The 24232-nt window shown below is 67.6% G+C and carries 26 protein-coding genes; 14 read left to right on the plus strand and 12 right to left on the minus strand.

The window, feature by feature from the left end; translation table 11 throughout:
- Window positions 1–72: 72 nt before the first annotated feature.
- Window positions 73–894 carry a formate dehydrogenase accessory sulfurtransferase FdhD gene (gene fdhD / locus NGJ44_RS21670; RefSeq protein ID WP_251865746.1) on the minus strand — a complete coding sequence of 274 codons (822 nt, stop codon included), beginning with the start codon at window positions 892–894 and terminating at the stop codon, window positions 73–75.
- 86 nt (window positions 895–980) lie between these two features.
- On the opposite strand from fdhD, the gene moaA reads away from it, so the two are divergent.
- Complete coding sequence (gene moaA, locus NGJ44_RS21675; protein ID WP_251865748.1) at window positions 981–2078, plus strand: GTP 3',8-cyclase MoaA; 1098 nt, start codon at window positions 981–983, stop codon at window positions 2076–2078.
- 67 nt (window positions 2079–2145) lie between these two features.
- Window positions 2146–2706, plus strand: a complete 561-nt coding sequence (gene mobA / locus NGJ44_RS21680; protein ID WP_251865766.1) for a molybdenum cofactor guanylyltransferase MobA — start codon at window positions 2146–2148, stop codon at window positions 2704–2706.
- On the opposite strand, the gene NGJ44_RS21685 is transcribed toward mobA, so the two are convergent.
- The 5 genes from NGJ44_RS21685 to moaC all read right to left on the minus strand — a co-directional run bounded on the left by NGJ44_RS21685 (window position 2679) and on the right by moaC (window position 5688).
- Complete coding sequence (locus tag NGJ44_RS21685; protein WP_251865750.1) at window positions 2679–3884, minus strand: molybdopterin molybdotransferase MoeA; 1206 nt, start codon at window positions 3882–3884, stop codon at window positions 2679–2681. The genes mobA and NGJ44_RS21685 overlap by 28 nt on opposite strands.
- Window positions 3885–3888: 4 nt before the next feature.
- A complete protein-coding gene (gene moaB, locus NGJ44_RS21690) occupies window positions 3889–4410 on the minus strand; it encodes a molybdenum cofactor biosynthesis protein B (RefSeq protein ID WP_251865752.1) in 522 nt (173 codons plus the stop codon).
- A gap of 73 nt (window positions 4411–4483) precedes the next feature.
- A complete protein-coding gene (locus tag NGJ44_RS21695; protein WP_251865754.1) occupies window positions 4484–4966 on the minus strand; it encodes a molybdenum cofactor biosynthesis protein MoaE in 483 nt (160 codons plus the stop codon).
- A gap of 1 nt (window position 4967) precedes the next feature.
- A complete protein-coding gene (locus NGJ44_RS21700) occupies window positions 4968–5219 on the minus strand; it encodes a MoaD/ThiS family protein (protein ID WP_053245171.1) in 252 nt (83 codons plus the stop codon).
- Window positions 5200–5688 (minus strand): cyclic pyranopterin monophosphate synthase MoaC, encoded by a 489-nt coding sequence (moaC, locus tag NGJ44_RS21705; protein WP_053245178.1) that lies wholly within the window; start codon window positions 5686–5688, stop codon window positions 5200–5202. The genes NGJ44_RS21700 and moaC overlap by 20 nt, the downstream gene beginning before the upstream one ends.
- A gap of 169 nt (window positions 5689–5857) precedes the next feature.
- Between moaC and NGJ44_RS21710 the strand changes: the two genes are divergently transcribed.
- On the plus strand, window positions 5858–9364 hold the full coding sequence (locus NGJ44_RS21710; RefSeq protein ID WP_251865755.1) for a DUF748 domain-containing protein: 3507 nt from the start codon (window positions 5858–5860) through the stop codon (window positions 9362–9364).
- Between the two features lie 62 nt (window positions 9365–9426).
- Window positions 9427–10305 carry a dienelactone hydrolase family protein gene (locus NGJ44_RS21715; protein ID WP_053245173.1) on the plus strand — a complete coding sequence of 293 codons (879 nt, stop codon included), beginning with the start codon at window positions 9427–9429 and terminating at the stop codon, window positions 10303–10305.
- Between the two features lie 94 nt (window positions 10306–10399).
- Here NGJ44_RS21715 and NGJ44_RS21720 read toward each other — a convergent pair whose 3' ends face one another.
- The gene (locus NGJ44_RS21720) at window positions 10400–10828 is read right to left on the minus strand and encodes a hypothetical protein (protein ID WP_053245174.1); all 429 of its coding nucleotides are present in this window, start codon (window positions 10826–10828) and stop codon (window positions 10400–10402) included.
- A 237-nt stretch (window positions 10829–11065) separates the two neighbouring features.
- On the opposite strand from NGJ44_RS21720, the gene NGJ44_RS21725 reads away from it, so the two are divergent.
- The gene (locus NGJ44_RS21725) at window positions 11066–11569 is read left to right on the plus strand and encodes a peroxiredoxin (protein ID WP_251865756.1); all 504 of its coding nucleotides are present in this window, start codon (window positions 11066–11068) and stop codon (window positions 11567–11569) included.
- Between the two features lie 78 nt (window positions 11570–11647).
- A complete protein-coding gene (locus tag NGJ44_RS21730) occupies window positions 11648–13165 on the plus strand; it encodes an MFS transporter (RefSeq protein ID WP_251865757.1) in 1518 nt (505 codons plus the stop codon).
- 40 nt (window positions 13166–13205) lie between these two features.
- Here NGJ44_RS21730 and NGJ44_RS21735 read toward each other — a convergent pair whose 3' ends face one another.
- The 5 genes from NGJ44_RS21735 to NGJ44_RS21755 all read right to left on the minus strand — a co-directional run bounded on the left by NGJ44_RS21735 (window position 13206) and on the right by NGJ44_RS21755 (window position 17830).
- Entirely contained in the window at window positions 13206–14069 is an 864-nt protein-coding gene (locus tag NGJ44_RS21735) for an EamA family transporter (RefSeq protein WP_251865758.1), read from the minus strand.
- The gene (gene bioB / locus NGJ44_RS21740) at window positions 14069–15061 is read right to left on the minus strand and encodes a biotin synthase BioB (RefSeq protein WP_369798691.1); all 993 of its coding nucleotides are present in this window, start codon (window positions 15059–15061) and stop codon (window positions 14069–14071) included. Before bioB ends, NGJ44_RS21735 begins: the two co-directional genes overlap by 1 nt.
- Before the next feature lie 249 nt (window positions 15062–15310).
- Window positions 15311–16801 (minus strand): helix-turn-helix transcriptional regulator, encoded by a 1491-nt coding sequence (locus tag NGJ44_RS21745; protein WP_053244313.1) that lies wholly within the window; start codon window positions 16799–16801, stop codon window positions 15311–15313.
- A 412-nt stretch (window positions 16802–17213) separates the two neighbouring features.
- Window positions 17214–17495, minus strand: a complete 282-nt coding sequence (locus NGJ44_RS21750; RefSeq protein WP_053244314.1) for a helix-turn-helix domain-containing protein — start codon at window positions 17493–17495, stop codon at window positions 17214–17216.
- Window positions 17492–17830 (minus strand): type II toxin-antitoxin system RelE/ParE family toxin, encoded by a 339-nt coding sequence (locus NGJ44_RS21755; protein ID WP_185779413.1) that lies wholly within the window; start codon window positions 17828–17830, stop codon window positions 17492–17494. Before NGJ44_RS21755 ends, NGJ44_RS21750 begins: the two co-directional genes overlap by 4 nt.
- Before the next feature lie 305 nt (window positions 17831–18135).
- Here NGJ44_RS21755 and NGJ44_RS21760 point away from each other — a divergent pair, with 305 nt between their 5' ends.
- From NGJ44_RS21760 to NGJ44_RS21795, 8 genes are all read left to right on the plus strand, one after another.
- A complete protein-coding gene (locus tag NGJ44_RS21760) occupies window positions 18136–18570 on the plus strand; it encodes an amidoligase family protein (RefSeq protein ID WP_251865759.1) in 435 nt (144 codons plus the stop codon).
- Between the two features lie 11 nt (window positions 18571–18581).
- The gene (locus NGJ44_RS21765) at window positions 18582–19103 is read left to right on the plus strand and encodes a DUF5049 domain-containing protein (RefSeq protein ID WP_251865760.1); all 522 of its coding nucleotides are present in this window, start codon (window positions 18582–18584) and stop codon (window positions 19101–19103) included.
- A 67-nt stretch (window positions 19104–19170) separates the two neighbouring features.
- Complete coding sequence (locus NGJ44_RS21770) at window positions 19171–19920, plus strand: class II glutamine amidotransferase domain-containing protein (protein WP_251865761.1); 750 nt, start codon at window positions 19171–19173, stop codon at window positions 19918–19920.
- Entirely contained in the window at window positions 19917–20441 is a 525-nt protein-coding gene (locus NGJ44_RS21775) for a gamma-glutamylcyclotransferase family protein (RefSeq protein ID WP_251865762.1), read from the plus strand. The genes NGJ44_RS21770 and NGJ44_RS21775 overlap by 4 nt, the downstream gene beginning before the upstream one ends.
- Window positions 20442–20598: 157 nt before the next feature.
- A complete protein-coding gene (locus NGJ44_RS21780; protein WP_251865763.1) occupies window positions 20599–20808 on the plus strand; it encodes a helix-turn-helix domain-containing protein in 210 nt (69 codons plus the stop codon).
- Window positions 20805–22322, plus strand: a complete 1518-nt coding sequence (locus NGJ44_RS21785; protein WP_092193054.1) for a type I restriction-modification system subunit M — start codon at window positions 20805–20807, stop codon at window positions 22320–22322. The genes NGJ44_RS21780 and NGJ44_RS21785 overlap by 4 nt, the downstream gene beginning before the upstream one ends.
- Entirely contained in the window at window positions 22319–22546 is a 228-nt protein-coding gene (locus tag NGJ44_RS21790; protein WP_251865764.1) for a hypothetical protein, read from the plus strand. Before NGJ44_RS21785 ends, NGJ44_RS21790 begins: the two co-directional genes overlap by 4 nt.
- Window positions 22543–24057, plus strand: coding sequence for a type I restriction-modification system subunit M (locus tag NGJ44_RS21795; protein WP_251865765.1), 1515 nt, complete (start codon window positions 22543–22545; stop codon window positions 24055–24057). Before NGJ44_RS21790 ends, NGJ44_RS21795 begins: the two co-directional genes overlap by 4 nt.
- Window positions 24058–24232 lie beyond the last annotated feature (175 nt).

Genomic DNA, 24232 nt, shown 5'->3' on the forward strand with positions numbered 1-24232 from the left:
GGATGGCGGGCTCATGAAACCGGGAAAAAGAGGGGCGCCCGCCACTGTAGCAGCTTCGCCGCGGCCCGGCCGTCAGGCGACCAGCCGTTCCGGGTGGGTATAGAGCGTGGCGCTGTCCCCGCGGGCGAAGCCCAGCAGGGCGATGCCGGCGGTTCCGGCCAGCCGGACGGCCAGCGCGGTGGGCGCGGACACGGCCGCCAGCACGCCCGCGCCGGCGGCGGCGGTCTTCTGCACCATTTCGAAACTGGCGCGGCTGGAAACCAGCACCATGCCGTCGGCGGCGGCGCGGCCCTGGCGGGCCAGCGCGCCGACCAGTTTGTCCAGCGCATTGTGCCGCCCCACGTCTTCGCGCAGCAGCGCCAGGCGGCCGTCCGGCGCGGCCCAGGCGGCGGCATGGGTGGCGCCGGTGAGCGCGTGCAGGCGCTGGCTGGCGCGCAGGTCGCGCATGGCCCGCAGCACGGCGGATACGGGTATGGGCGGCGCCTCCGGCACGGGGGCGACCGGGCGCAGCACTTCGGGCAGGGTCTCCACGCCGCACAGGCCGCAGCCGGTGCGGCCCGCCATGGCGCGGCGGCGCGCCTTCAGGCGCATTTCGCAGGCGCTGGAAATCTCCACCTGCACCACCACGCCGCCGCACTGCGGCGCCACGTCGATGCCGCGCACGTCGCCCGGGCGGTCGATGATGCCTTCCGAGAGCGAAAAGCCCAGCGCGAAATCTTCCAGGTCTGCGGGCGTGGCCAGCATGGTGGCGTGGCTGATGCCGTTGTATTCCAGCGCCACGGGGGTTTCCTCGGCCACGGCGTCTTCGGCGCGCCCGCCCTCGGCGGCGCCCTCGCGCAGCCGGATGACGGGGAGGCGGACGTGGTCGGCGGGCAGGGAGTCGGGCGTGGACATGGGAAAAGAGGGGGCGGTTTGCGCCGGATCGTCGTTCTCCGCTATATACCACGCCCGCCGGGCGCCGGCCGGGATATGATGCCGTCATGAGCAAAGTGATTTTCCTCGCCGACGGGCGCGCGGGCCGGCGGCCCGCGTCGGCCGAGCCGCCGCCGCCGGGACAGCCGGCCCTGGACCGGCGCGCCCGCCCGCTGCGCGATCTGCGCATTTCGGTGACGGATCGCTGCAACTTCCGTTGCACCTACTGCATGCCGCGCGAGGTCTTCGACAGCGACTACACCTTCATGCCGCATTCCGCGCTGCTTTCGTTCGAGGAAATCGCGAAGCTGGCGGGCGTGTTCGCGCGCCTGGGCGTCGAGAAAATCCGGCTCACGGGCGGCGAGCCGCTGCTGCGCAAGCACCTGGAGAACCTGGTGGCGCTGCTGGCCGAGCTGCGCACGCCCGCGGGCCGTCCGCTGGAGCTCACGCTTACCACCAACGGCAGCGCGCTGGCGCGCAAGGCGGTTGCGCTCAAGCAGGCCGGCCTCACGCGCGTCACCGTCAGCCTCGATGCGCTCGATCCGGCCATGTTCCAGAGCATGAGCGACAGCGGCTTCACGCCCGACGACGTGCTGCGCGGCATCGACGCGGCCGCCGAGGCGGGGCTGGCCCCGGTCAAGGTCAACATGGTGGTCAGGCGCGGCCTGAACGATGGGCAGATCCTGCCCATGGCGCGGCGGTTCCGCGGCACGGGCCACATCCTGCGCTTCATCGAGTTCATGGACGTGGGCAGCACCAACGGCTGGAACCTCGGCGAGGTGGTGCCCAGCCAGGAAGTGCTGGCGCGCATCGCCAGCGAGTTCCCGCTCGAGCCGCTTTCCTCCGACGCCATGGGCCGCGTGGCCGAGCGCTGGCGCTATGCGGACGGCGGCGGCGAGATCGGCGTGATCTCCAGCGTGACGCATGCGTTTTGCGGCGGCTGTACGCGCGCGCGCCTGTCGCCCGAGGGCAGGCTGTTCCTCTGTCTGTTCGCCCATGAAGGGCACGATCTGCGCGCGCCGCTGCGCGACGGCGCCACCGACGACGAGCTGGCGGCCATGCTGGCCGGCATCTGGAGCGGGCGCGACGACCACTACTCCGAGGCGCGCGGCCGCGAGACGGCCGCCTCGGCGCGCAAGATCGAGATGAGCTACATCGGTGGATGACGCCCCGGCGCCGCCCGCGCGGGCCGGCATCGCCGGCCTGATCCTGGCCGGCGGCCAGGGCTCGCGCATGCAGGGGCGCGACAAGGGCCTGGTCGAGCTGGCCGGCGAGCCGCTGGTCGCGCACGTCGCGCGCCAGCTCGCGCCGCAGGTGGGGCGCATTATCGTCAGCGCCAACCGCCACGCCCAGGCCTATGCGCGCTATGGCGAGGTGGTGGCGGACGAGGTCGGGGCACTGGGCGAGTGGCAGGGGCCGCTCGCGGGGCTGGCGGCCGGGCTGGCCGCGGCCGGCGGCGCGCAGTGGCTGGTGTGCGCGCCGTGCGACACGCCTTTCCTGCCCGCCGATCTGGCCGGCCGGCTGATCGCCGGCGCGCGGTCGGCCGGCGCGCCGCTCGCCTGCGCCGTGGCGCAGGGGCGGCGCCATCCCGCCTGCATGGCGCTGCGGGTGTCGCTGCTGCCCGCGCTGCGGGCTTTCCTGGAAAGCGGCGAGCGCCGCGTGGGGCTGTGGCAGGACCGGGCCGGCGCGGCGCGGGTGCCGTTCGCCGACGGCGAGCCCGCCTTCATGAACGTCAACACCCCCGAGGACCTGGCCCTGGCCGAGCGCTACGCCAGCCAGTGGCGCAGGTCGTAGTATCCGACCACCGCGCCGTCCGTGACGGGCACGTCGGCGGGCAGGCGCGCCAGGCCGGTGGCCCAGGGCAGCGAGCTGATGACGCCCGAGCCCTGGTTGGCGTAGGGCACCAGTTCGTCCGCGCCCGCGGCGCCGGGCTGGCGCTGCACGCGCAGGAATTCCTCGCGGCTGTCCTGGCGCGTGCGGCCGGTGCGCAGCGGCAGGCGGCTGACCGGCGGGAAAACCGTGGCGCGTCCCTGCATGCGGCGCACCAGCGGCGAGACGAGCAGGGTGTAGACGGCATAGGCCGAAACCGGGTTGCCGGGCAGGCAGACCACGGGCTTGCCGCCGATCTGCGCCAGCGCCACGGGCTTGCCCGGCTTCATGCGCACCTTCCAGAGCGAGAGCTCGCCGCCCAGGGCGGCCAGCGCCGGCTTGACCAGGTCGCGCTCGCCCACCGACACCCCGCCCACGCTGAGCACCAGGTCGCAGTCGGCCAGCAGCATGCGCAGCGCCGCCTGCAGCTCGGCCTCGGTGTCGCGGGCATGCAGCACGTGCGTCGGGTCCGCGCCCATGCCGCGCACCAGCGCGGCCAGCATGGGGCCGTTGGAGTTGTAGATCTGCTCCGGCGCGCGCGGCGAGCCGGGCGCGACGAGCTCGTCGCCGGTGGTCAGGATGCCCACGCGCAGCCGGCCGCGCACGCGCAGGCGGGCCAGCCCCTGAGACGCCAGCAGCGCGATGTGGGCCGCCTCCAGCCGCGTGCCCGCCGGCAGCAGCGGGGCGCCGGCCAGGGTGTCTTCGCCGCGGCGGCGGATGTGCTGGCCAGGGGCCGGTGCGCGCGAGATTTCGACGTGGCCGTCGCTTTCCTGGGCGTCTTCCTGCATGACGACGGCGTCCGCGCCTTCGGGAATGAGGCTGCCGGTGAAGAGCCGGATGGCCTGGCCGGGCTTGAGCGGCTCGGGCGTGTCGCCCGCGTAGCAGCGCTGCTGCACCGGCAGGCGGGCGCCCGCGCGCCAGTCGGCCACGCGCAGCGCGTAGCCGTCCATGGCGCTGTTGTCGGCCGGGGGAATGTCCACGGTGGCCTGCAGCGCATCGGCCAGCACACGGCCTTCGGCCTCGTGCAGGGCGACCTCTTCGGTGCGGGCGGGCGGCGCGCCGGCTTGGGCCAGCTGCGCCTGGGCTTGGTCGAAATCCAGCATGGGGTCAGTCGTTGTCGTGGGGCTTGAAATGCGTGGCGAAATTGCACGGGCGGTGGCGGCTGTCGAGCTGCTCGCGGATGATGCGCGTCCATGCGGTTTCGCAGGCGTTGTTGGATCCGGGCAGGCAGAAGACCAGCGTGCCGTTGGCGTAACCCGCCACTGCGCGCGACTGCAGCGTGGAGCTGCCGATCTCGGTGTAAGAGATGTGGCGGAACAGTTCGCCGAAGCCGGGAATCTCGCGGTCGAGCAGGGGCAGGATGGCCTCGGGCGTGTGATCGCGATGCGAAAAGCCCGTGCCGCCCGTGGTGATGATGACCTGCACCTCGGGGTCGGCGATCCAGTCGCTGACGACGCGCCGGATCTGGTAGATGTCGTCCTTGACGATGTCGCGCCGCACGCAGCGGTGGCCGGCGTGCGCCACGTGGTGCGCGAGCAGGTTGCCGGAGGTGTCGTCGCCGGCGCTGCGGGTGTCGCTCACGGTGAGCACGGCGCAGGCCAGGCAGACTTGCGGTTCTTCTTCGGTCATGGGGAGTCCTTTGCCCGGGCGGGCGTCGATGCGGGCGCCGCCGGCGCAAGCGTCACGGGCTGCCGCGCGGCGGTCATGGCGTGGATTCCTTGGAGGCGGGGGCGTCGGCCCAGGAGCCGGCCCGGTCCAGGTCGGACTGGCGCTGCTCGACCCAGAAGCTGCGCCCGCCCGCCAGCGTCTCGCGCTTCCAGAAGGGCGCGCGCGTCTTGAGCGCGTCGATGATGTATTCGCAGCCGCGGAAGGCGTCGCCGCGGTGGGCGCTGGCCGCGGCCACGAAGACGATCTGCGCGTTGCGCGGCAGCGCGCCCACGCGGTGCGCGATGACCGTGCCCGCCAGGTTCCAGCGCGCGCGGGCCGTGGCGGCGATGTCCTCGAGCTCGCGCTCGCACATGCCCGGGTAGTGTTCGAGGAACAGGGTCTCGGTGGGCGTGTCGGGCGCGTAGTCGCGCACATAGCCCACGAACGTGACGATGCCGCCCACGGTCGGGCCGGCGCGTTCGCGCAGGCCCGCCGCCAGGGCGGCGGCGTCGAAATCGGCTTCCTGGACGATGACCATGTCAGCCTCCGGTGACCGGCTCGAACACCGCGACCTCGTCGCCCGGCCGGATGGCCGCGCCGGGCTTGGCGTGCGTCTGGTTGATGGCCAGTTTCAGCCGCGCGCTGGGCTGCAGCTGCGGATAACGCTCGCCCAGCTCGGCCAGCAGTTGCGCGCCGGTGGATTCGCCCTGCAGGGGCCAGGGCTCGGAGCGCTTGCCCGTCAGTTCGGCCACCCGCGCGAAATACAGCAGATTAATCGTTGCGCCACTCACCGCTTTTTCCTCCCGCCTTGTACTTCAGGCGTACCTGCTCGATCACGATGCCCTTGTCGGCCGCCTTGACCATGTCGTAGATGGTGAGCGCCGCCACGCTGCAGGCCGTCATGGCTTCCATTTCGACGCCGGTTTTGTAGCTGGTGCGGCAGGTGGCCCGGATGTCCACGCGGCAGGCGCCGTCGTCGAGGGAGAACTCCACGCCCACGAAAGACAGGGGCAGGCTGTGGCACAGCGGAATCAGCTCGGCGCAGCGCTTGGCCGCCAGGATGGCCGCCACGCGCGCCGTGTTGAGCACCTCTCCCTTGCCGCGGCCGGGCGCCGTCAGCAGCGCATAGGCCTGGGCGTTCATGCGGACGCTGCCCGCCGCGACGGCCACCCGCTCGGTGTCGGCCTTGGCGATGACGTCGACCATGCGCACCTGGCCCGATTCGTCCAGGTGGCTCAGCGTGGGGGCGGTCGTGCTCATGGCGTTCGGGGTCGAGTATTTGTTAACGAATGAAAAGTGCTGCGCCGCCAGATCGGCCGGCGCCGCGGATGCGCCTATCATAGACGAGCTGTGGAGGCGGCGCGATAATCGCCTCCGGTCGTCAACAGGCCACGGGCGCTGCGCCCGTGGATGTACCAGGAGATCATCGATGCCCCTGAGGCTGCCAAGGTTCCGATTCACGCGCCGAGCCGGCAAGGTTCTCCTGGGGATACTGATATTCGTGCTCGTCGTCTGCGGGCTGGCTGCCTGGCAGGTGCCGCGCGTGCTGCACGACGTGCTCACGCAGGACGTTTCGCGCATGCTGGGGCGCGATGTGGCGGTGGGCAAGATCAGCTTCAACCCCTTCACGCTCACCGTGCGCGCGCACGATCTCTCGGTGGCGCAGCCGGGGGCGGACGCGCCGCTGCTGGCGCTGTCCGAACTGGACGTCAGCGCGGCCTGGAGTTCGCTGTTCTGGTTCGCGCCCGTGATCGACCGCCTTACCCTGCGCGAGCCCCGCATCGCCGTGGTGCGCGAGGATGTGGCGCGGTTCAACTTCTCCGACGTGCAGCAGCGCGTGGCCGAGCTTTCCGCGCCCAGGCCCGGCGAGCCGCCGCCCAAGGACGAGGGCCTGCCGCGCTTTTCGCTGAACAACATGCGCATCGAGGGCGGTGCGATCACGTTGGACGACAAAGTCACCGGCCGCAAGCAGGTGGTGGACGAGCTGGCCCTGGGCGTGCCCTTCATCTCCACTTTCGGCTACGCCACCGACATCGACGTGCAGCCGCGCCTGCACCTGCGCATCAACGGCAGCCCCTTCGACCTGGACGGCGTGGCCCGGCCCTTCGACGTCGTGCCCTCGTCGTCCCTGCGCGTGGCCTTCACCGGCCTGCAGCTCGAAAAATGGGCCGACGCATGGCCGCTGCCGCTGCCGTTCCGCCTGCAGCGCGCGCTGCTGGATTCCAACCTGCGCATCGTGTTCGAGCAGCCCAAGGACGCCCCGCCCAAGATCCGCATCGCCGGCGACCTGGGCCTGCGGCGCTTCGATCTGCGCGACCTCTCCGGCCAGCCGCTGGCGGCCTGGAGCGCGCTGACGGTCAGCCGGCTGGAACTCGAGCCCATCGCGCGCACGGTCCACGTGGGCGAGATCGCGCTCTGGGCGCCCGAAGTCTATGCCCGGCGCGATGCGCAGCAGCGCCTGAACTGGCAAGAGGTCGCCGACAAGCTCAAGGCGCTGGGCGGGGCCGCGAGCCCGCCCCGGCCGCCGGCCCAGGCCGCGCATGAGCAGGCCGCGCAGGCGACGCAGAGCGCCCCGCCCGCGGACGCCCCGGCCGGCGCGCAGCCGCCTGCCGCGCAGCCAGGCGGGGCCGCCCCGGCCTCGTCCGTCCCGTCTGGCGAGCCGGCCTCGCCGCCCGACGCGGCTTCCGCCGAGCCCGGCGCCTGGAAGGTGGCGCTGGACGCGTTCAACCTGCACGAGGGGCTGGTCGCCATTACCGACGCCGCCAGCAAGCTCGACTACACGCTGTCCGGCCTGGGCGCCACGGCCGAGGCCGTCGCGCTGCCGCAGGCCGCGGACGAGCCGGTCAATCTCTGGGTCACCATGGACAACGCCGCCGACGGCGGCTGGCTGCGCGCCAAGGGTCCGCTGGTGCTGCAGCCGCTGGCGCTGGACCTGAACCTGCGCATGGGCAATGTGGCCCTGGCGCCGCTGGCCCCGGCGGTGCGCAGCGTGTCGCCGCTGCTGGTGCAGGACGGCCGCCTGGGCCTGGCGGCCCAGGTGCGCGTGCGCCAGGAAGCGGGCAAGGTCGCCGTATCCGCCACCGGCGCGCAGCTCGATCTGGCCAGTTTCAAGGCGCGCGACGAATCGCTCCAGCCGGCGCTGGACCTGTCGCTGGCGCAGCTCCACGTGGCGGCCGACCGCCTCGCCCTCGATTCGCAGCCCACGCCCTTCACGGCGTCGGCCACGGGCATCCAGGGCGAGGGCAGGCTGGCGCTCAAGGGCACGCTCACGCCCCAGCCGCTGGCGGTGCAGACCTCGGTGGACCTCGCCGGCCTCGACGTGGCGGCTTTCGCGCCCTATGCGGCGTCCAGCCTGAACGCCACGGTGCGATCCGTCACGCTGGGCGCCAAGGGCGAGGCGGCCTTCGCCGCCGGCGGCGGCTCGCCCATGAAGGCGTCCTGGAAAGGCGGCGTGGACGTTACCGACGTGGACCTGCAAGACCGCGTGAACAAGGACGATTTCCTCAACTGGAAGCGGCTGGGCTTTGCCGGCATGGACGTGTCCATGGCGGGCGACAAGCTGGCCGTGGCGCTGGGCGACGTGGCGCTGGAGGACTTCTACGGCCGGGTGCTGCTCAACGCCGAAGGCCGGCTGAACGTCATGGACCTCGTGGCCGAGCCGGGCCAGGCGGGCGGCTCCATCACGCAGGACACGCAGACCCGCGGCCGGCGCGCCGGCGCCCCGGAGCGCGGCAGCGGCGCGCTGCCGGACATTTCCGTCAACAGCGTCAAGCTCACGCGCGGCCGCATGACCTTCACCGACCGCTTCGTCAAGCCGAACTACGTGGCCGAGCTGTCCAGCGTGGAGGGTTCGATATCGGCGGTGTCGTCCATGCGTCCGCAGCCGGCCAAGGTGCAGGTGACGGGCCGCGTATACACCACGGCGCCGCTTTCCATCAGCGGGGTCGTGCAGCCCTTCGCCAAGTTCCTCGCGCTGGACCTCAAAGCCTCCGCCAAGGGCGTGGACCTGCCTCGGTTCACTACGTATTCGGCCAAGTACGTGGGCTATCCGATCAAGCGCGGCAAGCTTTCGGTGGATCTCGAATACAAGATCAAGAACCGCGACCTCACCGCGTCCAACCACGTGGTGCTCAACCAGCTCACGTTCGGCGACAAGACCAACAGTCCCGACGCCACCAAGCTGCCGGTGCTGCTGGCGGTGGCGCTGCTCAAGGACTCGCGCGGCAACATCGACATCAACCTGCCCATCTCCGGCTCGCTGGACGATCCGCAGTTCTCGGTGGGCGGCATCATCCTGCGCGTGCTGGGCAACCTGCTGGTCAAGGCCGTCACCTCGCCCTTCAGCCTGCTGGCCTCGGCCTTCGGCAGCGACGAAGAACTATCGTATGTGGAATTCGCGCCGGGCAGCGCCGCGCTTACGCCGGAATCGCTCGAACGCATCGAAACCCTGGGCAAGGCGCTGGCCGACCGGCCGGGGCTCAAGATGGACATCAGCGGCCGCGCGGACCCCGCCGCCGACGATGCCGGGCTGCGCCAGGCCTGGGTGGAGGCGCAGATCCGCGCCGCCAAGGCCCGCGACGTCGCGCCGCGCGGCAAGAAGCCCGATCCGTCCAAGGTCGAGGTGTCGCCGGCCGAGCGCGAAAAGTACCTCGAAGAGGTCTACGACGACACCGACATCGAAGACAAGCCGCGCAATTTCATCGGCATGGCCAAGTCGATTCCGGCCGACCAGATGGAGGCGCTGCTGCGCAATGCGGCGCAGGTGGGCGACGAGCAGTTGCGCCAGCTCGCCGACGCGCGCGCGCAGGCGGTGTACGAAAAGCTGCAGCGGCACGAGGGGCTGGCCGAGCGCATATTCATCGTGGCGCCGCAGCTGAACGCCGACGGCATCAAGGACGGCGGCCAGCCTTCGCGCGTGGATTTTTCCCTGAAGTGAACTGAGCGGGGGCAAGAGGCAACCCGGCGCGGGGCCTCCGCTTTTATGTCCAGGAGACTCGCATGAAAGAGCAGGATTCGCACTTCGACAGCTTGCTGCCGCCGCTGAAACTGAACCGGCGCGGCTTCATCGCTTCCACGGTGGCCACGGGATTCGCCCTGGCCGCCGGTCCCGTGGCCGCCGAGACGGCCATCGTCACCGATGCCCAGGGGCTGCTGGCCGGCCGGGTGGACATCCCGGTTTCCGGCGGCAAGCTGCCGGCCTACCGCGCCGCGCCCGAAGGCAAAAAGAACCTGCCCATCATCCTGGTGGTGTCGGAGATCTTCGGCGTGCACGCGTACATCGAGGACATCTGCCGCCGGTTCGCGCACCTGGGCTACCTGGCCATCGCCCCGGAACTGTTCGTGCGCCAGGGCGACGCGTCCCAGTACACCGAAACGGCCAGGCTCATTTCCGAAGTGGTGTCCAAGGTGCCCGACGCCCAGGTCATGTCGGACCTGGACGCCGCGGCGGCCTGGGCGGGCGGGCATGGCGGCGATGCGGCGCGGCTGGGCATTGTGGGATTCTGCTGGGGCGGCCGGCAGGTGTGGCTGTACGCGGCCCACAATCCCAAGCTGGCGGCGGGGGCCGCCTGGTACGGCCAGTTGGGCGGAGAGCCCAGCGAGCTCAAGCCCCGTTCGGTGCTGGCCAGCGTGGGCGAACTGAAGGCGCCCGTGCTGGGCGCCTATGGCGGCAAGGACGCCGGCATTCCCCTGGCCGACGTGGACCGCATGCGCGTGGCGCTCGCGCAGGGGCCGGCGCCGGCGAAGGCTTCGCGCATCGACATCTACCCCGAGGCTCCGCATGCTTTCCACGCGGACTACCGGCCCAGCTACCGCAAGGCCGAGGCCGAACAGGCATGGCAGCGCATGCTGGACTGGTTCCACCAGCACGGGCTGTAGGATTTGCGGGGCGGCCATCCGCGGGGCGGCTATCCGCGGGGCGGCCATCCGCGGGGCGGCCCGCCCCGGGGGGGCGCAGGCCGGGCGCCGCCGGTCAGGGCGCTTTCTCGCCGGGCAGGCCATCGCTCACTTCGGCGAGCGCCGCCTTCATGTCTTCGTAGCTGATGGCGCGCTCGTGCTGGAAGCTGCCCAGCACGCCGCGGCAGCCGTCCACGCCAGACTGCTTCATCTCGTCCATCATGGCCTTGCCCTGGCCCTGCCCCTGGCGGAACAGGGCGTCGTAGCCGTCGGCGCGCAGACTGTATTCCTGGGCGTAGCGCTGCAGGTTGCGCCGCGCGGTGGCCTGGTGCTCGGCCAGGTCGGGCTCGGAGGCGCCGCAGGCGCGGGCCGCGCCATTGGAGGCGCCGGCCGCCACGACGAAGGACTCGAACTGGGTCTGGTCGGAATCGTCGGCGGCGGCCAGTCCCGGCCACGCCAGCAGGGCGGCCAGCGCCCAGGTCACGGGATCGGGGATGTTGCGCATGAGTGGGTCTCCGCGATGCGCCCGCCGGGCAGGCCCGCGTCGGGCTTGGACACGCGGTCCATTATGGCAAGCCGGCGTTTCGGGGCCGTAAGGAGGGGGTGTGGAGTCGTTTCAGACTGTTGGGGTTCATTTCCCGCCCCGTCCTGCCTGCATGCCCGCCGCGCACGAACTATGATGGAGCCTGCGGGGCGCGCGGCGCCCCTCTGCTTTGCCCCCAAACCCTTCCTGGAGATATCCATGACGATCAAAGTCGGCGACCGGGTGCCCGACGGCACCCTGACCGAATTCATCGAAACCGAAACCGCCGGCTGCTCGCTGGGGCCCAACGCCTTCCAGGTGTCCGACCTCGTGCGCGGCAAGACCATCGCGCTGTTCGCGGTGCCGGGCGCGTTCACGCCCACCTGCTCGGCCAAGCACCTGCCCGGCTACGTCGAACAGGCCGCCGCGCTCAAGGCCAAGGGCGTCGATGAAATCTGGTGCGTGGCCGTCAACGACGCTTTCGTCATGGGCGCATGGGGCCGGGAGCAGGGCACGGCGGGCAAGGTGCGCATGCTGGCCGACGGCTCGGCGCTCTGGACCCGCGCCCTGGGCCTGGAGCTGGACCTGGTCCAGCGCGGCATGGGCGTGCGCTCGCAGCGCTATTCCGCCCTCATCGTCGACGGCGTAGTCAAGCAGCTCAACATCGAGGCGCCCGGCAAGTTCGAAGTGAGCGACGCCGCCACCCTGCTGTCGCAACTCTGATGATGCCGTAACCCGCTTTACCGCCGTTCCGGCGCGGCCCAGCGCGGCCAGCCGGGGCGGCGGCGGTTGCCCGACGCCATGCTCGCCACCATTTCCTCTTTCTCGTCGCTCTATTTCGCGACGCTGCTGATGCTGATCGGCACCGGCCTGTTCAATACCTACATGGGCCTGCGCCTGACCGCGCAATCGGTCAGCGAAATCTGGATCGGCGCCCTCATCGCCGGCTATTACCTCGGGCTGGTGTGCGGCGCGCGGCTCGGGCACCGGCTCATCATCCGCGTGGGCCACATCCGCGCTTTCGTGGCCTGCGCGGCGGTGGCCACCAGCATGATCCTGGCGCAGACCCTGGTCGATTCCCTGCCGCTGTGGCTGGTGTTCCGCGTGGTGTCCGGCGTGGCCATGGTCACCGAGTTCATGGTCATCGAGAGCTGGCTCAACGAGCAGACCGAAAACCACCAGCGCGGCCGCGTGTTTTCCGTGTACATGGTGGTGTCGGGCCTGGGCACCGTGCTGGGCCAGCTCGCCCTCACGGCCTACGCCACGCTGGATCTGCGGCCGCTGACGCTGGTGGCGATGTGCCTGGTGCTTTGCCTGGTGCCCATTGCCGTCACCGCGCGCTCGCACCCGCCCACGCCGCTGCCGGCGCCGCTGGACGTGCGCTTCTTCATGCAGCGCGTGCCGCTGTCGATGACGGTGCTGTTCGTGGCGGGCAATCTGTCCGGCGCGTTCTACGGCCTGGCGGCGGTCTACGGCGCCAAGGACGGCATGACTACCGCCCAGGCGGCCGTTTTCGTGGCCGCCGCCGTCACGGCCGGGCTGCTGTCGCAATGGCCCATGGGCTGGCTGTCCGACCGCATCAACCGCGCCGGCCTGATCCGCTTCAACGCGCTGCTGCTCATGCTGCTGCCCGTGGTCATGTGGGGCTGGGTGTCGCTGCCCTTCTGGGCGCTGGTGCTCATGTCCTGCGTGTTCGGGGTGCTGCAGTTCACCCTGTATCCGCTGGGTGCGGCCTTCGCCAACGACCACGTCGAATCCGAGCGCCGCGTGAGCCTGTCCGCCGTGCTGCTCATGACCTATGGCGTGGGCGCCTGTGTCGGCCCCATGATCGCCGGCATGCTCATGGCCGTGGCGGGCCACAGCATGTACTACGTCTTCATTTCCGCCTGCGCGCTGATCCTGGTGTGGCAGGTGCGGCCCACCCGCGTCACCGGCGCGCACCAGGTGCAGGAAGCGCCGGTGCATTTCGTGCCCATGCCCGACACGCTGCAAAGCTCGCCGGCGGCGGCGGTGCTGGATCCGCGCGTGGATCCCGAAACCGACATCGCCATCGAAATGGTGCAGCCCGATCCCTCGGCCGCGCCCGCGCCGCCGGCCGGCGAGCCCGGGGCCGAGCATGTTTCCGAACCCGCCGCCGGGCCGCCGGAACCCGCCTTTCCGGCCGACGCGGTGGCGCCCGGGGCCGAACCGCCACCGGCCGAACCGCCACCGGCCGGACCGCCACCGGCCGGACCGCCGATGGCGGCGGACGAGCCGGCCGCGCCTGAGCCGGCCGCGCCCGGTCTCGAAGGGGAGCGTTCCAGGCGCACCGGCACCTAGCGGGAAGCGGCGCCCTTTTCGGTGCGCGCTTCGGCGCGGCTCAGGCCGAGGCCATCAGCGCGACGCCGCCCAGCGCCAGGCCGATGCCGGCCAGGTTGAGCCCGCTCAGCCGCTCGCGAAAGCCCAGCGCGCCCACCAGCGTGCCCAGCGTGATCACGCCGAGGTTCATGGAGGCGAACACCAGCGAGGGGTGGTCCGGCAGGGCCTGGTGCGCGCGGATGTAGGCGAGGATGTTGCCGAAGTTCGCCAGCCCCAGCGCGAGGCCGACGAGCAGGCTGCGGCGGTTCCAGTCCGTCTTGCGCGCGAGCAGCCAGAGCAGCATGAGCACGCCCGCCATGGCGAAGGCGCTCAGCAGCGCGCCGGCGAACGCGGTGCCCGCCCGCGCCACCTGCTTGAACAGAATGTCGATCGTGCCGTAGCCGGCCCACACCGCCAGCGGCCAGAGCCAGGCCGCGCGCCCTTCGGCCTCGCCGCGCCCGCCGCGCGGGCGGCGCAGCAGGCAGTACAGGGCTGCGCAGGCAACGCCGATGGCGGCGAGCTTGCGGCCGCTGGGCGTTTCGCCGAAGAGCAGGAATGCCGCCAGCAGCGGAATGAACAGCGAGAGACGCTGGGCCGCGTCGCTGCGAACCACGCCCGCATGGCGCACCGAGGCCGCCATGGCGAGAAACACCGAGGGCAGCAGTACGCCCAGGCCGGCCAGCACGGCCCAGGGCGTGCGCGGCGCCAGCAATCGCGCCGTGTCGGGCCGCAGCGCCAGCACGCACAGCAGCGAGGCCGCCGCGTAGTTCGCCAGTATCGCCTGGCGCACGTCCACGTCCCAGCGGCGCGCCAGCTTCAGCATGGCGGCCACGGTGACGCTGCACGCCACGCTGGCCGCCAGGTAGAGCATGCCGGCGCCGGGCATCAGGCGTTGCGTTCGCAGGACTGGCCGCCGCCCGCGTCGGCGCGCATGCCCAGCCGCGCCAGCAGGCGCTGGTCGGCTTCGACCTGCGGGTTGGCGGTGGTCAGCAGCGCGTCGCCATAGAACATCGAGTTGGCGCCGGCCATGAAGCAAAGGGCCTGCATACTGTCGTCCATGGCCTCGCGGCCGGCCGACAGACGCACCATGGCGCGCGGCATGGCGATGCGCGCCACCGCTATGGTGCGCACGAATTCGAACGGGTCCAGCGGCTCCGTGCCCGCCAGCGGCGTGCCCTCGACCTGCACCAGGTTGTTGATCGGCACCGATTCGGGGTAGGGGTCCATGCTGGCGAGCTGGGCGATCAGGCCGGCGCGCTCGCGGCGCGACTCGCCCATGCCCACGATGCCGCCGCAGCAGACGTGGATGCCGGCCTCGCGCACGCGCTCCAGCGTGTCCAGGCGGTCCTGGTAGGTGCGGGTGGAGATGATGTTGCCGTAGAACTCCGGCGAGGTGTCCAGGTTGTGGTTGTAGTAGTCCAGGCCCGCCTGCTTCAGCGCTTCCGCCTGTCCTTCGCGCAGCATGCCCAGCGTGACGCAGGTTTCCAGGCCCAGCGCCTTTACGGCGCTCACCATTTCCGCGACGGCTTCCAGATGGTGCGGCTTGGGGCTGCGCCAGGCCGCGCCCATGCAGAAGCGCTGCGCGCCGGCGGCCTGCGCCGCCCGGGCCGCGGCCACCACTTCGTCCAGCGGCATCAGCTTTTCCGCGTCCACGCCCGTGTCGTAGCGGGCCGACTGCGGGCAGTAGGCGCAGTCTTCCGGGCAGCCGCCGGTCTTGATCGACAGCAGGCTGGAAAGCTGGACGGTGTTGGGCTCGAAATTCGACCGGTGGACTTCCTGCGCACGGAACAGCAAGTCCATGAACGGCAGTTCGTAAAGCTTCAGGATGTCTTGCGTGCTCCAGGCCATCTCGGGCTGCCGGGGGCTGGGGGAAGGCATGGAAACGTGGGCGATATGCATGAACGGGCTCCTTGCGGTCGGGTCGCGCACGCCCCGGCAGGGGCGGCATGACGGGCGGATCGTAAGAAGGCCGGTTCGCCGGATGCAAGTCCGTGAGTTGAATGTGAATTAACGTGTAAATGGTGAAATATGGCTGGAGTTATCGGCGATTTGGGGTTGCTGGATCGTCAATCCGGCGTCATCTCCGGCGATCGCGGAGGCGGATTATTTTGATTCAAATTGTAAACATCAGGATGGGGCGGGCTTGCGGCGGGGGCGCGGCGTCTCGCGGCCGGTAATGCCGCGGTCGCGCGCCCACACAATGGCCGCGCTGCGGCGGTGCACGCCGATCTTGCTGTAGATGGTGGCCACGTGGTTGCGCACGGTGTTGCGCGAGAGATCCAGCGCGCGGGCGATGGCGTCGTCGTCCTGGCCCTGGCAGATCAGCCCCAGCACTTCGCGCTCGCGCTGCGTGAGCTGCGCGAGCTCGGCGACGTCGCGCGAGGGCGAGGGCTGGCGCAACTGCGCCAGCTTCTCGATGACGCCGCGGCTGAACCAGGACGTGTCGCGCATCACGGCCTCGATGGCCGCCAGCAGCTCCGATTCCGAGCGTTTGCGCTCCGTGATGTCCTGCATCACGATCAGCATCCGGCGCGAGCCGCCGATGGTGACGGGTTCGGCCGACAGCAGGCAATCCAGCACCTCGCCGTCGGGGGTGGCGAGCGCCATGTCGCGATTGCGCAGGCTCTCTCCGTTCTTGAGGCTGGCAAGCACGTCCTCGGTAAGGTGTGCGCCCAGGGCGGGCAGGGGCTGGCCGGCGGAGCGGGCGGCATCGGCGCCGGTGGCGGCCGCGAAGGCGTCGTTGGACTCCAGCACCGACAGGGTTTCGGCTTCGCACAAGGCCATGGGAGCCGGCGCCAGGCGAAAAGCGGTGGAAAAGCGTTCTTCGCTTTCGCGCAGCGCAAGCTCGGTGCGCTTGCGCGCTTCCAGGTCGATGAAAGTGAAGAGCATGCAGGGTTCGCCGTGCATGTCGATGGGCTGGCCCGCCACCACCACGAACTTGCCGGAGCCGTCGGGCAGCCGGATCACGCCTTCGCGCTGCGAAATGGTCTTGCCTTCGTTGAGCAGGGCCACCGCGGCTTCCTTGTCGGGGTCGCCGTCCAGCACGTCGAGCTCATAGGTGGACCGCCCCAGCACGGCCTCGCGGGTGTAGCCCGTCATTTCCAGGAAACCCGCGTTCACCTTCACGTAGCGCAGGTCGGACAGCCGGCAGATCAGGGCAGGGGCCGGATTGGCGGCGAACGTGCGCTCGAAGCGCTGTTCGGCGTCGAAGCGTTCGGTATGGTCGGTGAGGATCAGCACCCGGTACTCGGCGCCGGACTCGCCGTTCAGGCTGAGGCCGCGCGCGGCCACGTAGCGGACCTGGCCGGGGTTGTTCCGCGCATGCAGCTCGAACAGCACATCCTCGAACGACTGGCCCGCGGCCAGGCGGTCCAGCGGATACTGTCGGGGCGGCACGGCATGGCGGTTGCGGTATTTCAGCGCATAGCGCTTGCGGTAGCCCGCCGGCGTGCCGCCCAGGTCCGCGGGCTTGGTCACGGCATGCAGCGCGAGCGCGCTGGCATTGGCCCATGCCACCGCGCCATCCGGCTCCAGCACGATGATGCCCTCGCTCAAACCGGCGATGATGTGCTGCAAGTGCTGGCGATGCGCCTGCGGCGCGGCGGGAGATGCGGTCACTGACCCCTCGTTCGGTCGGATGGGCAACGGCATCAAGAATGCAGGCGGGCGGCGGGACTGTCCAGTGGCCAAAAAGGACGATGCCCCCGATGGACGCCGGCGCGACCGGCGCCCGGCCTGGAAAACGAAAGATCAAAACGCAAGGCCAAAACAAAAGGCTCCGTGAAATAACGGAGCCTTGCGTCGGGTTTCGTGCGTTCCGGTGTCCGGCGGGCCGGACGGCGGGAAAGCTTGGCGGAGCGGACGGGGCTCGAACCCGCGACCCCCGGCGTGACAGGAACGGTATCGAAGTCAATGTTTATGCGGGTTTCCAGCCAAATCGCATTCCAAAAAATGTTAAAAACGTGTCGATTTCATGCGGTTTTGCAGGCTTTTATTCCAAATTTTCTGACTCGAAACCCTGGGCCCAGCCCTAGGCAGGCTCAAGTACGCGCATCTCAATGTGCAGTCCAGCGGCAGCGGCCATATTGACCAGTGCATCAAGACCAAAAACATTGATTTTTCCACGCATCAGGTCAGAGACGCGGGGCTGGGTCACGCCAAAAATCTTGGCGGCTTCGGCTTGACTCATCTTGGCGTGGACTATGTGGTGCCTAAGCGCCGTCATCAGGGTTGAACGAAGCTTCATGTTTTCCGCGACTTCCTGAGTGTCTTCGATGGCATCCCAGATGCTGGCAAATCGTTGGTTGCTCATTTGCTTAGTTCCTGCAATAGGTCTCGATAACGTTTCGAGGCCAGATCTATATCCGCCTTGTTGGTTTTCTGCGTCTTTTTCTGAAAGCAGTGGATCACATAGACGGCATCGGCGAACTTGGCGATGTAGATGACCCTGAAAGCGCCCTCACTATCGTGAACGCGGATTTCTTTGACACCTTGGCCCACTGCTTTCATAGGCTTCCAGTCGTCCGGCTCCCAACCGTTTTGCACCTGATCGATCTGGTAACCCGCTTCGCGCTTGGCAGAGGGCGGGAAGGCACGAAGATCATCAAGTGAGGTTCCGAGGAACTCGACAGGCTTGGATGGCGGCATGCGAGATTTATACAATATTTTGTATGTTCTGGCAAGCTCAATGCCATCTCTTTACTGTCGTAGCGGCTGCTGTCCCAATGATATGCAGGGGGCACCCACTGATGGGAAACGTTTGCGAAAGAGGACGCTACGTTTCGCAGGGATATGCGGGGCGTCGGAACGTCGTTCTTTGTCCTCCCAGAGTACGTATCGCATCACCGGTTGAATCCGCAACCCTGAGCCGACATTCAGGCAGAAGCTGCAAAGCTGTCATTTAGCAAAGCTACAGGTTCAGCGCCAAGGAATTCAATGGGCTGGAGCTAGATATGGCCTCCGGCTTGGTACGATCTGCATTATCTTATCCCTCATTGAATCCCCCCGGGGTCAACCTGCACAACGTCTGGTACCGGGGCACGGTGGAGTTCCGCTGGTTCGAGGCGACCCTCCACGCGGGGCGGATCAAGGCCTACCTGCAGTTCTGCCTCGCCGTCGCCGCCAAGGCGCTCAATGGCCGGGCCGCCTCCAGCCGCAAGCGGGACTTCGATCCTCAGAGCGCCAAGTACGACTTCCGGGTATTCCTGCTCCACCTCGGCCTGATCGGTGATGAGTTCAAGACCGCCCGCAAGCATCTGATGGCCAACATGCCCGGCGACGCCGCCTTCAAGAACGGACGGCCCAAACCGGAGGACGTCCTTCCGGATGAACCCGAAACCACCACTCTCACCAACGAGGCCGGGCAAGTTCCCGGCCTCACTGTTTAAGGAGGTGCCCCATGAAGATTTTGATCCGCTCCACCACGTTGGACGGCGAACCGATCCCCGGCAGTGGGGAAACCCTGCAGGCCGCCGACTGCCTCGAAGTTATCGAGCTGATGCGCGGCCAGACGCCGTTCACCGCCAGCCGACCGCCCCGGGACTACATGACCGAGGTGCTCTCCGGCATCGAAGGCGGGCCGATCCAGCCATTGCCGGATGACGCCGCCGCTGCGGCGGCCGAGTTTCTCACCCGTCTGGCCCGGCACGGCCTGATCGAGTTCCTGCCCGACGACAAGACCAGCGATCCCTGGCCGGAACGCTTCCTCGAAGCCTTGGAGACGGTGCGGCTCTCCGGGCGCACCAACATGCTCGATCACCCGGAGGTGACCCGGTTGACCGCCGAGATGGGTTACCCGGAGGCGGCCGAGTGGCTGGCTGACCACCGGCGAGAATACGCAGCCTTCGTTCTCGAAGGGACGAGACCGCTCGGCAAGAACTTCGGCGGCAAGGAGGACCCGGCTCCATGTGCGGACAAGTAGGCATCATCTTCGGCCGCAGCGCAGACGGCCGGACGAGCGGGATTACCTGCGCGAGCTCTTCATCCGCATGCTGCTGCACAGCGAGGAGCGCGGCCCTCACGCCTCCGGTCTGGCCTGGCTCAAAACCGATGGCAGCCACCGCATCTTCAAGCGGCCGATGCGGGCGCACGAGCTGGTCTACGAGAAGCCGTTCCAGGAGCTGCTCGGGCAGGTCGACAACGAGACCACCGTTCTCATGGGGCATACCCGCTGGCGCACCCGGGGCAATGAGTTCAACAACCGCAACAATCATCCCATCCGGGCCGGGATCGTCATCGGCACCCACAACGGCACCATCTACAACGCCGATTATCTGTTCCGCCGTCTCGGTCTGCCGCGCTACGCCGAGGTGGACAGCGAGCTGATCTTCCGTCTGGCCGACCGCTTCGCGCCCGAAGGCCCCATCGATCAGGACGGCCTGAAAAAGGCGCTTGCCCTCTGTCGCGGCCAGATGAGCGCCGTGCTGGCCTCGCGGCTCGACCCCGGCACCATCACCGTGCTGGCCTCGCGGCTCGACCCCGGCACCATCACCGTGCTCAAGGGCAACAAGCCGCTTTGCCTGCGCATCCACCGCCAGCACCGGGTGGTGCTCTACGCCTCGGAGGCCGCTTTCATCGACTTTGCCGTGGACAACGAGAAGGGCTGGCGCGAGCTGGAGGTGCCGCCCATGACCATGCTCACCATCCGCCACGAGGATGTGCGGGCCATCGAAAACAGCGAATTCCGCTTCATACCCCAGGAGCGTAAAGGGACACTGCCCGAAGGAGTGAATGCATGAACATTGGAGACACCGCGAAGCTGAACACAAACCCGGAAGACAGTCCCGAGACCATCCTCCGGCTCTTCGTCTACGGCACCCTGAAAAGGGGCTACTGGAATCATCAACGCTTCTGCGCCCAGGCCCGCAGCATCGAACCGGCCGTGGTCTGGGGCAGGCTTTACCATCTCCACGCCGGTTTTCCGGCCCTCGAAGTGCCGGAAGGTCTGATCCTGGGCCGGGGCTCCGCCGATCCACTGGCCGACGCCCGCAGGCAGCAGAAGATCGGCACGCCTCGCTTCGGTCGCCCGACCGGAGATTGGGATTTGATCCATGGAGAGCTGGTGACCTTCACCGACCCGCAGCGCGACCTGCCGCCCATCGACCGGCTGGAAGGCTTCCGGCCCGGCGGACATAGCATGTATCAGCGGGTGATGGTGGCGGTGCTGTGCGGGCGCACCTCGATTCCAGCCTGGACCTACTGGATGTCATGCCCTCCATACGCGGAGAGAGTAGCCAGCGGCCAGTGGTTACGCCCGTGAGCCGACTTTTGCGGCCTTATCCGGACGAAAGCGTTTGACAATCGGCCCCTGCCTAAATATATTAGAGGATGTTTTAAGTTGGGGAAGCTGCGCCCAGCATCCCCGTTACCGCCTCTGGCGTGGCAAGAAAACCAATCGCCCATGAGGAGCTAGAGAAATGGCCGAGATGGAAGACCGCTGGTTATCAGTAGACGAGATAGGCAAGTACCTCGGTGTCAGCAGTGACACCGTTTACCGCTGGATCGACAAGCATGCGATGCCCGCCCATCGCATGGGCCGTCTTTGGAAGTTCAAGAAAGACGAGATCGACGAGTGGGTGAAGGCTGGCGGCGCGGCGGACAAGAGCAGACAGGATCAAGCTGAATGAGCAGGAAGAACGGAAATAACAATTCAGTCGATCTGGATATCGGGACCCTCTCCGGGCATCTCTGGGAGGCGGCCAATATCCTGCGTGGTCCTGTCGACGCGGCCGATTTCAAGACCTACATCTTTCCGCTGCTGTTCTTCAAGCGGCTTTCCGACGTCTATGACGAGGAATATGCCGTGGCACTGGAAGAGTCCGACGGCGACGTGGAATTTGCCCAGTTCCCCGAGAACCACCGGTTCCAGGTTCCGGAAGGCTGCCACTGGAAAGATGTCCGGGCCAAGAGCGCCAATATCGGCCATGCGCTCCAGAAGGCGATGCGCTGTATCGAGCAGGCCAACCCGGACACCCTGCACGGCATCTTCGGCGACGCTCAGTGGACCAATAAGGACCGCCTTTCGGACGCGCTGCTCAAGGACCTGATCGAACACTTCTCGTCGCTCAACCTGGGCAACGAGCATTGTAAGGCGGACATTCTCGGCCAGGCCTATGAATACCTGATCAAGAAATTTGCCGACCTGACCAACAAGAAGGCCGGTGAATTCTATACCCCACGCTCCGTGGTCGCGCTGATGGTTCGCATCCTTGCGCCCAAGGCCGGGGAAACCATCTATGACCCGGCCTGCGGGACCGGCGGCATGCTCCTCGAAGCGTTGCACCATGTCAAAGAGCATGGCGGCGACGAGAACCTCATGCTGGGCAAGCTCTACGGCCAGGAAAAGAACCTGACCACATCCTCCATCGCCCGGATGAACCTCTTTCTCCACGGCGCGGAAGATTTCCATATCGAACGCGGCGACACCCTGCGCTTGCCCGCCTTTTATTCAGGCGACAGCCTCGCCACCTTTGACTGCGTCATCGCCAATCCTCCCTTCTCCCTGGAAAAGTGGGGGGACGATGTCTGGATCAATGATCCCTACGGCCGGAACTTTGCCGGACTGCCGCCAGCCAAGTCCGGCGACTTCGCCTGGGTTCAGCACATGATCAAATCCATGGCCCGCAAGACCGGCCGCATGGCCGTGGTGCTTCCCCATGGCGTGCTGTTCCGCATGTCCAAGGAAGGCGAGATCCGGCGCAAGCTGCTGGAGATGGACATGCTCGAAGCGGTGATCGGCCTCGGTCAGAACATTTTCTATGGCACCGGTCTCGCGCCGTGCGTTCTGGTCTTCCGGGACAGCAAGCCCAAAGCCCACCGCCAGAAGGTGCTGTTCATCGACGCCTCCAAGGAGTTCAAGACCGGCCGCGCCCAGAACGAGTTGCTGCCGGAACACGTGGACAACATCCATCGCTGGTACGAGGGCTATCAGGATGTGGAAGGGATCTGCCGGGTGGTCACGCTCGACGAGATCCGCGAGAACGATTTCAACCTGAACATCCCCCGCTACGTGGAACCGGTGATTGAGGAAGAATCCATGACCATCGATCAGGCCATCGCCAACCTCAAGGAATCGCTGCAGGCAGCGTATGCGGCCGAGGATCGCTTGAAGGGTCTGCTGCTCCGGGAGGGTCTGCTGTGAAGATTTACCAGTACAGATCACCCATCGGTTGCTTCCTCATCAAACCGCAAGCCAGCGGTCGCTGGGGGCTTTGGTTCAAGGATGACCTGCTCGGCTCTTATCACTCGGCCATGGCGGCCGCCGATGACGTCTACATGCAGGCGACCGGCGATTACGACTGGGACTCCCTGGATGGCGTCGATATTCCAACGGACATTTCTGAATGGGAAGTGGTAGCGCGATGAAGAAAAGCAAACACATTTCCCAATCGGAACTCGAATCCTACCTCTGGGGCGCGGCCACCTTGCTGCGCGGCTACATCGACGCCGGAGACTACAAGCAGTTCATCTTCCCGCTGCTGTTCTACAAGCGCCTGTGCGACGTCTATGACGAGGAGCTGGCCGATGCGCTGGAGGAGTCCGGCGGCGATCAGGAATACGCCGCGCTTCCCGAGCAGCACCGCTTCCAGATTCCGGAAGACGCTCACTGGAAGGCTACCCGCACTAAGGTTAAGAACGTGGGCAAGGCCATTCAGGATGCCTTGCGGGCCATTGAGACGGTCAATCCCGACACTCTGTACGGGGTCTTCGGTGACGCCCAGTGGACCAACAAGGACCGCCTACCGGACCGCATGCTGCGCGAGTTGATCGAGCATTTCAGCTCGCAGACGCTTTCACTCGCTAACTGCCCGGAGGATGAGCTGGGGGTGGGCTACGAATTTCTGATCAAGAAGTTCGCCGACGATTCCGGCCACACCGCTGCTGAGTTCTACACCAACCGCACCGTGGTCCATCTGATGACCGAGATGCTCGAACCCAAACCGGGTGAGTCGATCTATGACCCCACCTGCGGTTCGGCGGGCATGCTGCTCTCCGCCGTCACCCATCTGAAGCGGCAGAACAAGGAGTGGCGAAACCTGCGGCTGTTCGGCCAGGAGCGCAACCTGCTCACCTCGGCCATCGGCCGGATGAACCTGTTCCTGCACGGCATCGAGGACTTCCGCATTGTCCGGGGCGACACCCTGGCCAATCCCGCCTTTGTCGAAGGCGACCGGCTCATGCAGTTCGATGTGGTCCTGGCCAATCCTCCGTACTCCATCAAACAGTGGGACCGCGATGCATGGTCCGCCGATCCATGGGGCCGAAACATCTACGGCACGCCACCCCAGGGCCGCGCCGACTATGCCTTCTGGCAGCACATCATCAAGAGCATGAAGGCCAAGAGCGGCCGCTGCGCCATCCTGTTTCCACATGGCGTCCTCTTCCGCAACGAAGAATCGGCCATGCGCGAGAAGCTGGTCGCCCACGACGTGGTGGAGTGTGTGCTGGGCCTCGGTCCCAATCTCTTTTACAACTCGCCCATGGAAGCCTGCGTCGTCATTTGCCAGATGAACAAACCCAAGGAGCGCAGGAATAAGGTGCTCTTCATCAACGCAGTGAACGAGGTGACCCGCGAGCGGGCACAGAGCTTCCTCACCGAAGATCACATCCAGCGCATTGTCGCCGCCTACCAGGCTTTCGGTGACGAGGACGGCTTTGCTCGGGTGGTCAGCAATGACGAGGTCCGGGAGAAAGGCAGCAACCTCAGCATCCCGCTCTACGTTCGGGCAGACAACGGAAACGGCAATGGCAACGGAGTGACCGAAACAGTCACCTTCAAACAGGCTATTGCGAACTGGCAGCAAAGCTCGATCGCATTGCGGGAGACGATGGACGGTCTGCTGTCAACCTTAGAGGGAGGGCTGCATGGAAGCTAAGACGCCTTTCTCTCAAGAGGAACTGAACGAAATCTTCAAGATTTCCCCTGAATTGCCCCGGGAATCGAGGAGGCTGTTTGGTTAAAGTACAGCGTTCATCGGCACAGAGTCAGAGTTGGTACGGAGATAGCGTTCTTCAGCCTGCGCAGGAGGAATATACCCGATGGACCCGAGC

Origin of the sequence: Achromobacter sp. Marseille-Q4962, assembly GCF_943737005.1 — a bacterium.
Taxonomy (GTDB): domain Bacteria; phylum Pseudomonadota; class Gammaproteobacteria; order Burkholderiales; family Burkholderiaceae_B; genus Achromobacter.

Excerpts from the sequence above, each read along its gene's own strand:
- fdhD (WP_251865746.1), bottom strand. The coding sequence starts at position 894 with ATGTCCACGCCCGACTCCCTGCCCGCCGACCACGTCCGCCTCCCCGTC.
- moaA (WP_251865748.1), top strand. The coding sequence starts at position 981 with ATGAGCAAAGTGATTTTCCTCGCCGACGGGCGCGCGGGCCGGCGGCCC.
- mobA (WP_251865766.1), top strand. The coding sequence starts at position 2,146 with ATGCAGGGGCGCGACAAGGGCCTGGTCGAGCTGGCCGGCGAGCCGCTG.
- NGJ44_RS21685 (WP_251865750.1), bottom strand. The coding sequence starts at position 3,884 with ATGCTGGATTTCGACCAAGCCCAGGCGCAGCTGGCCCAAGCCGGCGCG.
- moaB (WP_251865752.1), bottom strand. The coding sequence starts at position 4,410 with ATGACCGAAGAAGAACCGCAAGTCTGCCTGGCCTGCGCCGTGCTCACC.
- NGJ44_RS21695 (WP_251865754.1), bottom strand. The coding sequence starts at position 4,966 with ATGGTCATCGTCCAGGAAGCCGATTTCGACGCCGCCGCCCTGGCGGCG.
- moaC (WP_053245178.1), bottom strand. The coding sequence starts at position 5,688 with ATGAGCACGACCGCCCCCACGCTGAGCCACCTGGACGAATCGGGCCAG.
- NGJ44_RS21710 (WP_251865755.1), top strand. The coding sequence starts at position 5,858 with ATGCCCCTGAGGCTGCCAAGGTTCCGATTCACGCGCCGAGCCGGCAAG.
- NGJ44_RS21715 (WP_053245173.1), top strand. The coding sequence starts at position 9,427 with ATGAAAGAGCAGGATTCGCACTTCGACAGCTTGCTGCCGCCGCTGAAA.
- NGJ44_RS21720 (WP_053245174.1), bottom strand. The coding sequence starts at position 10,828 with ATGCGCAACATCCCCGATCCCGTGACCTGGGCGCTGGCCGCCCTGCTG.
- NGJ44_RS21725 (WP_251865756.1), top strand. The coding sequence starts at position 11,066 with ATGACGATCAAAGTCGGCGACCGGGTGCCCGACGGCACCCTGACCGAA.
- NGJ44_RS21730 (WP_251865757.1), top strand. The coding sequence starts at position 11,648 with ATGCTCGCCACCATTTCCTCTTTCTCGTCGCTCTATTTCGCGACGCTG.
- NGJ44_RS21735 (WP_251865758.1), bottom strand. The coding sequence starts at position 14,069 with ATGCCCGGCGCCGGCATGCTCTACCTGGCGGCCAGCGTGGCGTGCAGC.
- bioB (WP_369798691.1), bottom strand. The coding sequence starts at position 15,061 with ATGCCTTCCCCCAGCCCCCGGCAGCCCGAGATGGCCTGGAGCACGCAA.
- NGJ44_RS21750 (WP_053244314.1), bottom strand. The coding sequence starts at position 17,495 with ATGAGCAACCAACGATTTGCCAGCATCTGGGATGCCATCGAAGACACT.
- NGJ44_RS21755 (WP_185779413.1), bottom strand. The coding sequence starts at position 17,830 with ATGCCGCCATCCAAGCCTGTCGAGTTCCTCGGAACCTCACTTGATGAT.
- NGJ44_RS21760 (WP_251865759.1), top strand. The coding sequence starts at position 18,136 with ATGGCCTCCGGCTTGGTACGATCTGCATTATCTTATCCCTCATTGAAT.
- NGJ44_RS21765 (WP_251865760.1), top strand. The coding sequence starts at position 18,582 with ATGAAGATTTTGATCCGCTCCACCACGTTGGACGGCGAACCGATCCCC.
- NGJ44_RS21770 (WP_251865761.1), top strand. The coding sequence starts at position 19,171 with ATGCTGCTGCACAGCGAGGAGCGCGGCCCTCACGCCTCCGGTCTGGCC.
- NGJ44_RS21775 (WP_251865762.1), top strand. The coding sequence starts at position 19,917 with ATGAACATTGGAGACACCGCGAAGCTGAACACAAACCCGGAAGACAGT.
- NGJ44_RS21780 (WP_251865763.1), top strand. The coding sequence starts at position 20,599 with ATGGCCGAGATGGAAGACCGCTGGTTATCAGTAGACGAGATAGGCAAG.
- NGJ44_RS21785 (WP_092193054.1), top strand. The coding sequence starts at position 20,805 with ATGAGCAGGAAGAACGGAAATAACAATTCAGTCGATCTGGATATCGGG.
- NGJ44_RS21795 (WP_251865765.1), top strand. The coding sequence starts at position 22,543 with ATGAAGAAAAGCAAACACATTTCCCAATCGGAACTCGAATCCTACCTC.